This is a genomic window from Pseudomonas sp. MWU13-3659, from assembly GCF_023757525.1.
Classification (GTDB): Bacteria; Pseudomonadota; Gammaproteobacteria; order Pseudomonadales; family Pseudomonadaceae; genus Aquipseudomonas; species Aquipseudomonas entomophila_E.
The window spans coordinates 60,340-74,383 of record NZ_JAMSHW010000016.1; the positions used below are offsets into that span (position 1 = coordinate 60,340).

At 63.0% G+C, this 14,044-nt stretch carries 13 protein-coding genes; 4 read left to right on the forward strand and 9 right to left on the reverse strand.

Annotated features, from left to right (window positions below; translation table 11 throughout):
* Positions 1-9 precede the first annotated feature (9 nt).
* On the forward strand, positions 10-1,170 hold the full coding sequence (algW, locus tag NGM28_RS19340) for a Do family serine endopeptidase AlgW (RefSeq protein WP_240065882.1): 1,161 nt from the start codon (positions 10-12) through the stop codon (positions 1,168-1,170).
* A gap of 71 nt (positions 1,171-1,241) precedes the next feature.
* Here the strand turns inward: algW and NGM28_RS19345 are convergent, their stop codons facing one another.
* The 4 genes from NGM28_RS19345 to NGM28_RS19360 all read right to left on the reverse strand — a co-directional run bounded on the left by NGM28_RS19345 (position 1,242) and on the right by NGM28_RS19360 (position 5,399).
* Positions 1,242-2,006 carry an amino acid ABC transporter ATP-binding protein gene (locus NGM28_RS19345; RefSeq protein ID WP_011535571.1) on the reverse strand — a complete coding sequence of 255 codons (765 nt, stop codon included), beginning with the start codon at positions 2,004-2,006 and terminating at the stop codon, positions 1,242-1,244.
* Positions 2,007-2,016: 10 nt separating this feature from the next.
* Positions 2,017-3,114: an amino acid ABC transporter permease gene (locus tag NGM28_RS19350; protein ID WP_252091136.1), complete on the reverse strand. Its 1,098-nt coding sequence runs from the start codon at positions 3,112-3,114 to the stop codon at positions 2,017-2,019.
* A gap of 10 nt (positions 3,115-3,124) precedes the next feature.
* Positions 3,125-4,303 carry an amino acid ABC transporter permease gene (locus NGM28_RS19355; protein ID WP_240065880.1) on the reverse strand — a complete coding sequence of 393 codons (1,179 nt, stop codon included), beginning with the start codon at positions 4,301-4,303 and terminating at the stop codon, positions 3,125-3,127.
* A gap of 67 nt (positions 4,304-4,370) precedes the next feature.
* Positions 4,371-5,399 (reverse strand): amino acid ABC transporter substrate-binding protein, encoded by a 1,029-nt coding sequence (locus tag NGM28_RS19360; protein ID WP_240065879.1) that lies wholly within the window; start codon positions 5,397-5,399, stop codon positions 4,371-4,373.
* A gap of 337 nt (positions 5,400-5,736) precedes the next feature.
* Between NGM28_RS19360 and NGM28_RS19365 the strand changes: the two genes are divergently transcribed.
* On the forward strand, positions 5,737-6,393 hold the full coding sequence (locus NGM28_RS19365; RefSeq protein ID WP_240065878.1) for an alpha/beta hydrolase: 657 nt from the start codon (positions 5,737-5,739) through the stop codon (positions 6,391-6,393).
* 92 nt (positions 6,394-6,485) lie between these two features.
* Positions 6,486-7,949 (forward strand): ATP-dependent RNA helicase RhlB, encoded by a 1,464-nt coding sequence (gene rhlB / locus NGM28_RS19370; protein ID WP_240065877.1) that lies wholly within the window; start codon positions 6,486-6,488, stop codon positions 7,947-7,949.
* Positions 7,950-8,060: 111 nt separating this feature from the next.
* Here the strand turns inward: rhlB and moaE are convergent, their stop codons facing one another.
* From moaE to NGM28_RS19395, 5 genes are all read right to left on the reverse strand, one after another.
* Complete coding sequence (gene moaE, locus NGM28_RS19375; protein ID WP_240065876.1) at positions 8,061-8,507, reverse strand: molybdopterin synthase catalytic subunit MoaE; 447 nt, start codon at positions 8,505-8,507, stop codon at positions 8,061-8,063.
* A 2-nt stretch (positions 8,508-8,509) separates the two neighbouring features.
* The gene (locus NGM28_RS19380) at positions 8,510-8,755 is read right to left on the reverse strand and encodes a MoaD family protein (protein WP_213658244.1); all 246 of its coding nucleotides are present in this window, start codon (positions 8,753-8,755) and stop codon (positions 8,510-8,512) included.
* Entirely contained in the window at positions 8,755-9,225 is a 471-nt protein-coding gene (gene moaC, locus NGM28_RS19385; RefSeq protein WP_213658245.1) for a cyclic pyranopterin monophosphate synthase MoaC, read from the reverse strand. Before moaC ends, NGM28_RS19380 begins: the two co-directional genes overlap by 1 nt.
* Before the next feature lie 130 nt (positions 9,226-9,355).
* Complete coding sequence (locus NGM28_RS19390) at positions 9,356-10,750, reverse strand: PhoH family protein (protein ID WP_011535580.1); 1,395 nt, start codon at positions 10,748-10,750, stop codon at positions 9,356-9,358.
* A 491-nt stretch (positions 10,751-11,241) separates the two neighbouring features.
* A complete protein-coding gene (locus NGM28_RS19395) occupies positions 11,242-12,360 on the reverse strand; it encodes a polysaccharide deacetylase family protein (protein WP_252091137.1) in 1,119 nt (372 codons plus the stop codon).
* 136 nt (positions 12,361-12,496) lie between these two features.
* Between NGM28_RS19395 and yaaA the strand changes: the two genes are divergently transcribed.
* Complete coding sequence (yaaA, locus tag NGM28_RS19400) at positions 12,497-13,273, forward strand: peroxide stress protein YaaA (RefSeq protein WP_252091138.1); 777 nt, start codon at positions 12,497-12,499, stop codon at positions 13,271-13,273.
* The last annotated feature ends 771 nt before the right edge of the window (positions 13,274-14,044 follow it).

A 14,044-nucleotide genomic window follows, 5' to 3' on the forward strand; every position in this document is an offset into this window, starting at 1 on the left:
GATTCATTCATGCTCAAGGCTCTGCGTTACTTCGGCTGGCCCCTGCTCACCGGTGTGCTGATCGCGATGCTGATCATCCAGCGCTTCCCGCAATGGGTCGGCCTGCCCAGCCAGGACGTCAACCTGCAGCAGGCGCCGCAGACCTCGCGGATCATGCAGGGCCCGGTCTCCTATGCCGACGCCGTGACCCTCGCCGCCCCGGCAGTGGTCAACCTGTACACCACCAAGGTGGTGAACAAGAGCGCCCACCCGCTGTTCGAGGACCCGCAGTTCCGTCGTTTCTTCGGCGACAACCTGCCCAAGCAGCGGCGCTGGGAGTCGAGCCTGGGCTCGGCGGTGATCATGAGCCCGGAAGGCTACCTGCTGACCAACAATCACGTCACCAGCGGCGCCGACCAGATCGTCGTGGCGCTCAAGGACGGCCGCGAGACGTTGGCGCGGGTGATCGGCAGCGACCCGGAAACCGACCTGGCGGTGCTGAAGATCGACCTGAAAAACCTGCCGGCGATCACCATCGGTCGCTCCGACAGCATCCATATCGGCGATGTCTGCCTGGCCATCGGCAACCCCTTCGGTGTCGGCCAGACCGTGACCATGGGCATCATCAGCGCCACCGGCCGCAACCAACTGGGCCTGAACAACTACGAGGACTTCATCCAGACCGACGCGGCGATCAACCCGGGCAACTCCGGTGGCGCGCTGGTGGACGCCAACGGCAACCTGGTGGGTATCAACACGGCGATCTTCTCCAAGTCCGGCGGCTCCCAGGGCATCGGCTTCGCCATCCCGATCAAGTTGGCGCTGGAGGTGATGAAGTCGATCGTCGAGCACGGCCAGGTGATTCGTGGCTGGCTGGGCATCGAGGTGCAGCCGCTGAGCCAGGAACTGGCCGAGTCGTTCGGCATGCAGGGCCACCCGGGCATCGTCGTGGCTGGGATCTTCCGCGACGGGCCGGCGGCACGCGCAGGGCTGCAACTGGGTGACGTGATCCTGAGCATCAATGGCGAACCGGCCGGCGACGGGCGCAAGTCGATGAACCAGGTGGCGCGGATCAAGCCCAACGAGAAGATCACCATCGAGGTGGTGCGTAACGGGCAGCAGCTGAAGCTGGTCGCCGAGGTGGGGCTGCGGCCGCCACCGGCGCCGGTGACAACCAAAGAAGACAATTGAAACCTGGGTTCGCCGGCAAGCCGGCTCCTACAATCCCGTAGGAGCCGGCTTGCCGGCGAACCTCAATCACATCAATGCAGGATCTGGCTCAGGAACAGTTTGGTCCGATCACTGCGCGGCCGGTCGAAGAAGTCATCCGGCGCGGCCTGCTCGACGATCTCGCCCTTGTCCATGAAGATCACACGGTTCGCCACGGTCCGGGCAAAGCCCATTTCGTGGGTCACGCAGAGCATGGTCATGCCGTCCTCGGCCAGGCTGACCATGGTGTCGAGCACCTCTTTCACCATTTCCGGGTCCAGCGCCGACGTCGGTTCGTCGAACAGCATGATCTTCGGCTTCATGCACAGCGCCCGGGCAATCGCCACGCGCTGCTGCTGACCGCCGGACAACTGCCCCGGGTACTTGTGCGCCTGCTCCGGAATGCGCACGCGCTCAAGAAAGTGCATGGCGATTTCCTCGGCCTTGCGCCGCGGCATCTTGCGCACCCACATGGGCGCCAGGGTGCAGTTCTCGAGGATGGAGAGGTGCGGGAACAGGTTGAAGTGCTGGAACACCATGCCCACCTCGCGGCGGATGGCCTCGATCTGCTTGAGGTCGTTGGTCAGCTCCACGCCGTCGACAACGATGCGCCCCTGCTGGTGCTCTTCCAGGCGGTTGAGGCAACGGATGGTGGTCGACTTGCCCGAGCCGGAAGGCCCGCACAGCACGATACGCTCGCCCTGACGCACGTTCAGGTTGATGTCCTTGAGCACATGGAACTGGCCATACCACTTGTTCACCCCCTGCATCTGGATGATGCCTTCGGGGCCGGCAGGCTGCTTGATCGCTTCACTCATTTCGAAACTCCTAACGCTTGTGGCCAGTGTCCAGCTTGCGCTCCAGGTGCATGGAGTAGCGGGACATACCGAAACAGAAAATCCAGAACACCAGGGCGGCGAACACATAGCCCTCGGTCGCCATGCCCAGCCAGGTCGGGTCGGCCGCAGCCTGCTTGACGCTGTTGAGCAGGTCGAACAGGCCGATGATGATCACCAGGCTGGTGTCCTTGAACAGGGCGATGAAGGTGTTGACGATGCCGGGGATCACCAGCTTGAGCGCCTGGGGCAGGATCACCAGGCCCATCGCCCGCCAGTAGCCCAGGCCCATGGCCGCGGCGGCTTCGTACTGGCCCTTGGGGATGGCCTGCAGGCCGCCACGCACCACTTCGGCGATGTACGCCGACTGGAACAGGATCACGCCGATCATCGCCCGCAGCAGCTTGTCGAAGCTCATGCCCTCGGGCAGGAACAGCGGCAACATCACCGACGACATGAACAGCACGGTGATCAACGGCACGCCGCGCCAGAACTCGATGAAGGTGACGCAGACCACCTTCACCGCCGGCATGTTCGAACGCCGCCCCAGTGCCAGCAGGATGCCCAGCGGCAGCGCACCGACAATACCGACGGTGGCAATCACCAACGTGAGCATCAGGCCGCCCCACTGGCTGGTCTGCACCGTGTCCAGGCCCAGGTAGCCGCCGTGCAGCAGGGTGTAGGCGAGCACCGGGTACAGGACCAGGAAGCCCAGGCCATACACGGCCTTGCGCGGGAAGCGCTTGATGAACAACGGCGCGGCGCCGAGCACGGCCAGCCACACGGTCAGGTCGACGCGCCAGCGCAGTTCCGCCGGGTAGTAGCCGTACATGAACTGGCCGAAGCGCTGCTGGATGAACACCCAGCAGGCGCCATCCTTGGTGCAGTCGGCGCGGGTGGTGCCGACCCAGTTGGCGTCGATGAACGCCCATTGCACCAGCGGCGGCACGATCAGCCACACCAGGTACAGGGCGAACAACGTCAGCAGCGTGTTGAGCCAGCTGGAAAACAGGTTGGCCCGCATCCAGGCGAGCACGCCAACGGTCTTCACCGGTGGCGGCATGTCGGGTTTGAAAACATGGGCTGTCACGGAAGTACCCTCACCGCTCGATCAGCGCGATGCGCTTGTTGTACCAGTTCATCAGCAGCGAAATGCTGATGCTGATGGCGAGATAGACGCTCATGGTGATGGCGATCACCTCGATGGCCTGGCCGGTCTGGTTGAGCACGGTACCGGCGAACAGCGAGACCATTTCCGGGTAGCCGATACCGGCCGCCAGCGACGAGTTCTTCGCCAGGTTCAGGTACTGGCTGGTCAGCGGCGGAATGATCACCCGCAGCGCCTGGGGAATGATCACCTTGCGCAGCGTCGGGCCTTCGCGCAGGCCGAGCGAACGGGCCGCCTCGGTCTGGCCGTGGCTGACCGAGCGGATGCCGGAGCGCACGATCTCGGCGATGAACGCCGCGGTGTAGATGGTCAGCGCCAAAGTGAGCGCCAGCAGCTCGGGGATCAGCACCCAGCCACCGACGAAGTTGAAGCCCTTGAGCTGCGGCACTTCCCAGTGCACCGGGCTGCCGAACAGCAGCGCGCATACGCCGGGAATACCGATGAACAGCAACAGGCCGACCCAGAACTTGTGGAACGGCTCGCCTGTTTCATCGAAACGCTTGTTGGCGTGACGCACCATCAGCACGATGGCGACGATCGCCAGCACCAGCGCCACGACAAACGGCCAGAAGCCTTCGGCGAGCGAGGCGCCAGGCATGTTCAGGCCGCGATTGCTGATGAAGAAGGTGTCCTGGATGTTGATGCTGCCCCTCGGGCCCGGCAGGGTGAGGAACACGGCGAAATACCAGAACAGGATTTGCAGCAGGGGCGGAATGTTGCGGAAGGTCTCCACATACACGGTCGCCAGCTTGCTGATCATCCAGTTCGGCGACAACCGCGCCACGCCAATGATGAAGCCCAGCAGCGTCGCCAGGATGATGCCGATGAAGGTCACCAGCAGCGTGTTGAGCAGGCCGATGACGAACACCCGCGCATAGCTGTCCGACTCCACGTAGGGGATCAGGTGCTGGGCGATGCCGAACCCGGCGCTGCGCTCGAGGAAGTCGAAGCCCGAGGTGATGCCCCGGTGCTGGAGGTTGGTTTGGGTGTTGTGGAACAGGTACCAGCCCAGGCCCGCCACGAAGACCACCGTGAGGATCTGGAACAGCCACGCGCGCACACGTGGATCACTAAGGGAAAACCCTTTCCGTGCGCCGATTTGATTTTGCATGAAGTGCCCCGAAAAGAAGGGATTCGAACAACCCGCGGCGGCAGGATGCCGCCGCGGGGTGCAACCATCAGCGCACCGGTGGCGCGTACTGGATGCCACCGTTGTTCCACAGGGCGTTCATGCCACGGTCGATCTTCAGGTCGGTGCTCTGGCCCAGGTTCTTCTCGAACACTTCGCCATAGTTGCCGACTTGCTTGACGATCTGCACTACCCAGTCCTTGGGCAGCTTGAGGTCCTTGCCGTACTCGCCATCGGCGCCCAGCAGGCGGGCGACGTCAGGGTTCTTGGTGGCCTTGGCCTCAGCCTCGACGTTCTTCGAGGTGATGCCGGCTTCTTCAGCATTGAGCATGGCGAACAGGGTCCACTTGACGATGCTGAACCACTCTTCGTCGCCTTTGCGCACCACTGGACCCAGCGGTTCCTTGGAGATGGTCTCCGGCAACACCACGTATTCGGTCGGTGCGGCCAGCTTGGAGCGCTGGGCGAACAGCTGCGACTTGTCGGAGGTCAGTACGTCGCAACGACCGGACTCCAGCGACTTGGCGCTTTCATCGGAGGTGTCGAAGGTGATCGGGGTGTACTTCAGCCCATTGGCGCGGAAGTAGTCGGAAACGTTCAGCTCGGTGGTGGTGCCGGCCTGGATGCAGATGGTCGCGCCGTCGAGCTCCTTGGCGCTGGAAACGCCGAGCTTCTTGTTGGCGAGGAAACCGACGCCGTCGTAGTAGGTGACACCGGCGAACACCAGGCCCATGCCGGCATCGCGCGAGCTGGTCCAGGTGGTGTTGCGCGACAGCACGTCGACTTCGCCGGACTGCAGTGCGGTGAAGCGCTCCTTGGCGTTGAGTTGGCTGAACTTGACCTTGGTCGCGTCGCCGAACACGGCGGCGGCTACGGCACGGCACACATCGGCGTCGATACCGACGATCTTGCCTTGCGCGTCCGGCACGGAGAAGCCTGGAAGACCATCGCTCACGCCACACTGGACGAAGCCCTTCTTCTTCACCGCGTCGAGGGTGGCGCCGGCCTGGGCGAAGCTGGTGGCGCCCAGCGCGGCGGCGGCGGTCAGGACTGCCAGGGTGGTTTTCAACATCTTCATCAACAACCTCCAAATCGCTCTTGTTGTATGAGCCGGAATTGCACCGCACCCTTATGAGGCGCATCCGACCCCTTGTTGGCTTGTTTTTGGGTCAATTGGCGCAATGGGCTGTTCTGTGACAGCCTTCAATCCACGCGGGGGGTGTTACCGTTACCGGCCTATCTCCTCGCATCGGCATAGACATAGCAAAGCGCGTACCACAGTCGTGGGCTTAAGCGTTTAAGCGGTCGTCAAGTAGTAAAAGTTGTAGAGTTGCGACATCTTTTTCTGGCATTAACCAGCACTGCCTTCTTTTTACGCACTCAAAATGCACGCACGCACAGATTCGGAGCAGTCCATGACCCACCCGCTGATCCTCGAACCCCAGAAGACCGCAGACGCCTGTGTGATCTGGTTGCACGGCCTGGGCGCCGACCGTTACGACTTCCTACCGGTGGCCGAGTTTCTCCAGGAGCGCCTGACCAGTACCCGTTTCGTAATGCCCCAGGCCCCGACCCGCCCGGTGACAATCAACGGCGGCTATGAAATGCCCAGCTGGTACGACATCAAGGCCATGACCCCGGCGCGGGCCATCGACGAGGCGCAGCTGGAGGCGTCCGCCGAGCAGGTCATCGCCCTGATCGAGGCCGAGCGGGCCAAGGGCATCGACCTGTCGCGCATCGTTCTCGCCGGCTTCTCCCAAGGCGGTGCCGTGGTGCTGCACACTGCCTATATAAAGTGGCAGGAAGCCCTGGGCGGGGTGATCGCCCTGTCGACCTACGCCCCGACCTTCACCGACGGCGTGCAACTGAGCGCCTGCCAGCAACGCACTCCGGCCCTCTGCCTGCACGGTGTGCACGACCCGGTGGTGATCCCGTCGATGGGGCGCACAGCGTTCGAATACCTCAACACCTGGGGCGTGGCCGCGCGCTGGTACGAGTACCCGATGGAACACGAAGTGGTGGTCGAAGAGCTGAACGATATCCACGACTGGCTGAGCCGCCAGCTGCAGTGAGCCTGTAGCCCACCGAGCATTCCACTACGCCGCGCCCGGTTCTTGCATTACACTGCCCGGCGTACATTCCTTAACCAGTTGACGAGACGACCGTGCTCAAGGCACTCAAGAAAATATTCGCCAAGGGAGACGCCGCGCCGCAGGCCGCCGAGCCCGTCGCCGTGTCCCCGCCTGCCCCGGCCGCGCAGCCGCCCGCTGTCGCCCCGGCCCCCAAGAGCCCCCGCCCCAAACCTGCGCCCAAGCCGCAGGCCGAGGCCCAGCCAGACCACCAGCCGCGCGCCGAACAGCCCGTCAAGGACAAGCCACGCCGCGAACGCAAGCCAAAGCCCCAGGCCAGCCTGTGGAAGCCCGAGGACTTCGTGGTCGAACCGCAAGAGGGCAAGACCCGTTTCCACGACTTCAAGCTCTCCAACGAGGTGATGCACGCCATCCATGACCTCGGTTTCCCCTACTGCACCCCGATCCAGGCCCAGGTCCTCGGCCATACGCTGCGCGGCCAGGACGCCATCGGCCGGGCCCAGACCGGCACCGGCAAGACCGCCGCGTTCCTGATCTCGATCATCTCCCAGCTGCAGCAGGTGCCACCGCCCAAGGAACGCTACATGGGCGAACCACGGGCGCTGATCATCGCCCCGACCCGCGAGCTGGTGGTGCAGATCGCCAAGGACGCCATGGCGCTGACCAAGTACAGCGGCCTGAACGTGATGAGCTTCGTCGGCGGCATGGACTTCGACAAGCAGCTCAAGTCACTGGAAGCGCGCCACTGCGACATCCTGGTGGCCACCCCCGGCCGCCTGCTGGACTTCAACCAGCGCGGCGAAGTGCACCTGGACATGGTCGAGGTGCTGGTGCTGGACGAGGCCGATCGCATGCTCGACATGGGCTTCATCCCCCAGGTCCGCCAGATCATCCGCCAGACGCCACCGAAGAGCGAGCGCCAGACCCTGCTGTTCTCCGCCACCTTCACCGACGACGTGATGAACCTGGCCAAGCAGTGGACCACCAACCCGGCCATCGTCGAGATCGAGCCGGAGAACGTCGCCAGCGAGACCGTCGAGCAACACGTCTACGCCGTGGCCGGCAGCGACAAGTACAAGCTGCTGTACAACCTGGTCACGCAGAACAAGTGGGAACGGGTGATGGTGTTCGCCAACCGCAAGGACGAAGTGCGGCGCATCGAGGAAAAACTCGTGCGTGATGGCATCAACGCCGCCCAGTTGTCGGGCGACGTGCCACAGCACAAGCGCATTCGCACCCTGGAGAACTTCCGCGAGGGGCGCATCAGCGTGCTGGTGGCCACCGACGTGGCCGGGCGCGGCATCCACATCGACGGCATCAGCCATGTGATCAACTTCACCCTGCCGGAAGATCCGGACGACTACGTGCACCGTATCGGCCGTACCGGGCGGGCGGGGAGCAGTGGCGTATCGATCAGCTTTGCCGGTGAGGACGATTCGTACCAGCTGCCGGCGATCGAGGAACTGCTGGGGCGCAAGATCAAGTGCGAGATGCCGCCGGACGAGCTGTTGAAGCCCGTGCCGCGCAAGCATCACTGATGCTCCACGGCCCCCTGTAGGAGCGGCTTTAGCCGCGATCACCCGCAAAGCGGGTGCCAGGCACCGCGATGCCCGCATCGCGGCTAAAGCCGCTCCTACAGGCGAACCGCTCTACCAGCGCTCTGCTGCATCCTGGTCGCTCTGTTTCCCCTCGACCCAGCGCGGCCCATCCTGGGTGTTCTCCTTCTTCCAGAACGGCGCCCGGGTCTTCAGGTAATCCATGATGAAGTTGCAGGCATCGAACGCCGCCTGCCGATGCGCGCTGGCCACCCCGACGAAGACGATCGGCTCGCCCGGTTCCAGCGCACCAATGCGGTGTAGCACCTCGACCTTGAGCAACGGCCAGCGCTGTTCGGCCTCGACCACGATCTTGGCCAGGGCCTTTTCGGTCATGCCCGGGTAGTGCTCGAGGAACATCCCGGCGACATCCAGCCCGTCATTGAAATCCCGCACATAGCCGACGAAACCGACCACAGCCCCCACACCGACATTGGCGGCGTGCATGGCGTTGACCTCGAATCCTGGGTCGAACGCGCCCTCCTGTACCCGAACACTCATGCTCAGCCTCCCGTCACCGGCGGGAAGAACGCCACTTCATCGCCGTCTTCCAGCGCCTCGCCGAGCTTGCACAGCTCTTCGTTACGCGCACACATCAGGTTCTGCTCGGCCAGCACCTCATACTTGCCGCCCTTGGCCACCAGCGCCTGGCGCACGTCGTCCAGCACCTTGAAGTCGCCCTCCAGACGCTCGGCATCAACACCCAGCAGTTCTCGGTAACGGGCGAAATACATGACCTTGACCTTCATCACGCCTCCACCTTGTAGTGGCCGCTCTTGCCGCCGGTCTTCTCCAGCAGGCGCACCTGTTCGATGACCATGCCCTTGTCCACGGCCTTGCACATGTCATAGATCGTCAAGGCGGCGACGCTGGCGGCGGTCAGGGCTTCCATTTCGACGCCGGTCTGCCCGGCCAGCTTGCAGCGGGCGACGATGTGCACGACATCCTCGCCTTCGGCGGCCAGCTCGACCTTGACGCCGGTAAGCATCAGCGGGTGACACAGCGGAATCAGGTCGCTGGTCTTCTTCGCCGCCTGGATGCCGGCGATGCGTGCCACGGCGAACACGTCACCCTTGGGGTGCTGGCCATCGACGATCATGCGCAGCGTGTCGGGCAGCATGCGCACGCGCGCTTCGGCGGTCGCCTCGCGCGCGGTCACGGCCTTTTCGGTGACGTCGACCATGTTGGCGCGCCCCTGGGAATCAAGATGAGTCAGCACTGCTCTGCTCCTGGGAAGGGAGTGCAGAGTGTAAACCCGCCGGTCAGCTTTGAGCAGAGGGTGTTTCGACGCAGCGGCCGGTTCGCCGGCCCCTACAATGTAGGAGCCGGCTTGCCGGCGAACTGGCGGTTTACAGATGAGACTCGGCGTACTCGGCCAGCACCGAGCGTGGCACGCCCTGCAGGGTGATGTGAACGCCGTGGGGGAAGTCCTTGAAGCGTTCGGTCAGGTAGGTCAGCCCGGAACTGGTGGCCGACAGGTAGGGGGTATCGATCTGCGCCAGGTTGCCCAGGCAGACCACCTTCGAGCCGTTGCCGGCACGGGTGATGATGGTCTTGATCTGGTGCGGCGTGAGGTTCTGGCACTCGTCGATGAGGATCAGGCTCTGCTGGAAGCTGCGGCCACGGATGTAGTTCAGCGACTTGAACTGCAACGGCACCCGCTCGAGGATGTACTCGACGCTGCCGTGGGTGCTCTCGTCATCCATGTGCAAGGCTTCGAGGTTGTCGGTGATGGCCCCCAGCCAGGGTTCCATCTTCTCCGCCTCGGTGCCCGGCAGGAAGCCGATCTCCTGGTCCAGCCCCTGCACGCTGCGGGTGGCGATGATACGGCGGTAACGCTTGCTGACCATCGTTTGCTCGATGGCCGCGGCCAGCGCCAGGATGGTCTTGCCGGAGCCGGCGGCGCCGGTCAGGTTGACCAGGTGGATATCCGGGTCGAGCAGGGCGAACAGCGCCAGGCTCTGGTGGATGTCCCGCGGCTTGAGGCCCCAGGCTTCCTGGTGCAGCAAGGGTTCCTGGTGCAGGTCGAGCAGCAGCAGTTCGTCGTTGCGGATGCCCTTGATCCAGCCGACGAAGCCTTGTTCATCGATGATGAACTCGTTGATGTGCACCGCCGGCAGGTTGTCGATCAGTTGCACCCGGTGCCAGGTACGGCCGCGTTCCTGGCGGGTGTCGACCTTGCTCACGCGGTCCCAGAACGAGCCAGTGACCGAGTGGTAGCCCTTCGACAGCAAGGATACGTCGTCGACCAGCTGGTCGGTGCTGTAGTCCTCGGCGGCGATCCCGCAGGCCCGCGCCTTCAGGCGCATGTTGATGTCTTTGGTGACCAGCACCACGTCCAGGTCCTTGCGTTTGGCGCGCAGGTCCAGGAGCTGGTTGATGATGATGTTGTCGGCGAGGTTTTCCGGGAGCAGGCGGTTGGGTTCGTTGCGCGTGCTCATGAGGATGGACAGGAAGCCCTTGGGCCCGCTCTTGCCACGCTGGATCGGCACGCCCTGCTCGACATCGCTGGGGGAGGCATCACCTAACGTCTGGTCGATCAGGCGGATGGCCTGGCGACATTCGGCGGCGATGGTGTGCTTGCCGGTCTTGAGCTTGTCGAGTTCCTCCAGCACCGTCATCGGTATGGCGACGTGGTGCTCCTCGAAGTTGAGCAGGGCGTTGGGGTCGTGAATCAGGACGTTGGTATCGAGCACATACAGGATTGGCTGGTTGGAGGAAGGGTTGCGTCCTTGGTCATCCATACTCGGTCACCTTATGTGAAAGCCACACGGCGCGAACGGCTGCGCCGCAGAGTGACTGCCGTTTTCCCCGTATCCGCGTCGTTACGGGCGGGGAGTTCACCTGGCGAGGGGGCGTGGATGACGCCACCTGTGCTGCAGGGTTCGGCTGTCTGACTCCTTGATACCGCAAAAACCATGACCGAAAAAAGACTTTTTACGCTTGGGTGAAGTTTATTTTTCGGATTGACGAACAGGGCTTGGCGTGGGGGGCGCAGGGGACTACGCTCAGGGATCAAGTGGCTGTGGTTCGGGCTCGTTTCCTGGTGATGGCCGCAAGGTCCTGCCGAAACAGCTGCAGCGCCCGTGAGATCGAGCGCCGCCCGCGGCGCATCGCGGATGAATCCGCTCCTACAGGCCGTGGTTATCCGCCTCTCTAGTCTGGAGGAGCGGATTCATCCGCGATGCACCGCGCAAGCGGTGCTCGGCGTCAAAATCACCAACGCGTCACCGCCCTACTCCCGCCCCCCATAAGCCCGACAATCCTCCCACCCGATCCCGCTCTGCGCCGTATGCTGCAACACCCACTCCACCGCCGGCTGCGCCTTGGGCTGGTTGTCATGGAACTGGATCACGCCCTTGCGCCACAGCAGCATCAAGGTCAGCACCCGCTGCGCCGACGCCTCGGCGGTCAACGGCCCATCATCCTGCGCATCGATATCCCACAACGAAACCTGCAACTGTTGGCTGGCCATGAACCCCTCGCCATCGCCGCGCCGCTGCCCATAAGGCGGGCGGAACAACGGCACGTACTGCTCCGGCAGGTCGGCCTGAACCCGCGCCTGGCTGCGCCGCAGCGAGTCCTGCCAGCCCTGCCACTGGGCATGGGATCGGTATTCCCAGCCCTGGATCCCCACGCACTGCCCCGCGTACAACTCAGCCACCGGGCCTGCGTCACGGCGTTGCTGCAGGCGGTTGCCAAGCACGAAGAAGATGCCGTCGAGCTTCTGTCGGCGCAGGTAATCCGTCATCGCATCGGTACTGCCGCCCTCGGATCCAGGGCCGCCCGCGAAGGTCAGGAGGAACATCCGGTCGTTAAGCTCTTCGCCATTGCGTTCACGGCTGGAGAGCTTTTCAACCTCGCTGGAGGTCTGTGGAGACAACGCAGCCTTGCGCAGTTGCTCGTCCAGGTAGCGGGTGTGGAACTGGCGACTGGGCTCGATCCAACCGGTGTAGAACGTGCCGACATCCCCCGCGAATGTGACGGCTTGCATACGCAGATCGGCCATCGACTCCACCGGGTAGCAGAATGACGCATCCTGCTCGCAGCTCTGCTGCGCCTGCTGGTAGCCCTGCCACAGCCGCTGCCACATGCGCGCCCTCACGGCACGGATGGTCGGCAGATTGATCTGACGCAGCCCCAGGCGCGTCGCCAGGGCATGCTCATCAAGCATCTCGCTCTCGTGCAGCACCCGGGCGAAGGACAGGATCTCGGCGCGCGACGCCACATCGAACAGCACCGGGCTGTCCAGCTGCTCCGGCCACAGGCCACGATCGAAACTGACGAAGTCCGCAGGGGCAGCCTGCGCGCCCAGGCTCAACAGGCCGGCGAACAGGGCGAAAGCGATACGCACGATGAACGTTCTCCACGAATGCATGGCGCGCACTATAGCGCGGTGCCCGCCGATGTTCCGTGACTATCGTCGCCATAGTTTGGCGTTGCGCCACCAGCCCCGTAGAATTCGCCCGACGATTCCAGGAGCCGACCCGATGCTGACGGTGATTTCCCCCGCCAAGACCCTCGACTACGACACCCCGCCGGTCACCCAACGCCACACCCTGCCCCAGTACCTGGACGATTCCCAGGCACTGATCCTGCAACTGCGCGACCTGTCGCCGGCGCAGATCAGCGAACTGATGCACCTGTCCGACAAGCTCGCCGGCCTCAACGCCGCGCGCTTTGGCAGCTGGACCCCGGACTTCACCCCGGCCAACGCCAAGCAGGCGCTGCTGGCCTTCAAGGGTGACGTGTACACCGGGCTCGACGCCGAAAGCCTGGGCGAGGACGACTTCACCTATGCCCAGGACCACCTGCGCATGCTGTCGGGCCTGTATGGCCTGCTGCGCCCGCTCGACCTGATGCAGCCCTACCGCCTGGAAATGGGCACCAAACTGGCCAACGCCCGCGGCAAGGACCTCTATGCGTTCTGGGGCACGCGCATCAGCGAGTGGCTGAACCAGGCCCTGGCCGACCAGGGCGACGACGTGCTGCTCAACCTGGCCAGCAACGAGTATTTCAGCGCAGTGAAAAAGAGCGCCCTGAAGGCACGGGTGATCGATGTCGACTTCAAGGACCTGAAGAACGGCCAGTACAAGATCATCAGCTTCTACGCCAAGAAAGCCCGCGGGATGATGAGCCGCTTCGTGATCCAGGAGCGGATCAACGATCCCGAGCAGCTCAAGCGCTTCGACGTGCAGGGCTACTACTACAGCCCCGAACAGTCGAAGCCGGACCACCTGGTGTTCCTGCGCGATCACGCCGAGTAATCCCCTCCCCTCTCCCCCTCCCTTGTAGGAGCCAGCTTGCTGGCGAACAGCTGCGACGCGGTAGTGGCTGGTTCGCCAGCAAGCTGGCTCCTACAATGTAAAAACGCCAATACTTGGGCGCCATAAATCCAGCACATCTATTCTTATCGCAAAACGCCATAAGACCGTTCGTAGTTTTTTGACGATTTTTGAAAAATATTTTCGCATGCTGGCCTAAGACCATCCCACCTCGACTTCCCCCTTTATATACGGGGGCAAAACTGTCCCGTGCTATCAATTTGAAAGTATTTCCCCCTGAAGAAATATTTAGAAATCTTTCATCTCGGCGGAACTCACCCCGGAACTTCTGCTGCGCTTCATCGCTCATAGCACCCGTAACGAGTTTCAAGCGCCAAGCGTAAGAGATGACTTACAGATGACAGATGCTCGGTATTACACCGAACTTCTAAAACTTCAGAGGTGGCAATGGACATGCCGTACAGCGAACGCCAGGAAGGCCGAACGCACCCCTTAATGACCGTCCTAGTGGTTGATTTCAAAGGATTTATCCACTTGAAAAAACAAGCACAGCAGCGCGACAAATAGCGCACTGCAATAAAGACGGCTGCATTTCAGGGCACGTCACTTAAATACTGGCCTTTGACTGCCAACTTCGAGCGCACAACTTTCTGCGCTCCGGATTTATTCATGCCTGCGTTCGGTGAAGTGTCATTTCGCCATGAATCCGTTCGCCCAGTAATTGTTGGTCAATCAACCCGATCGGCTCTTCCC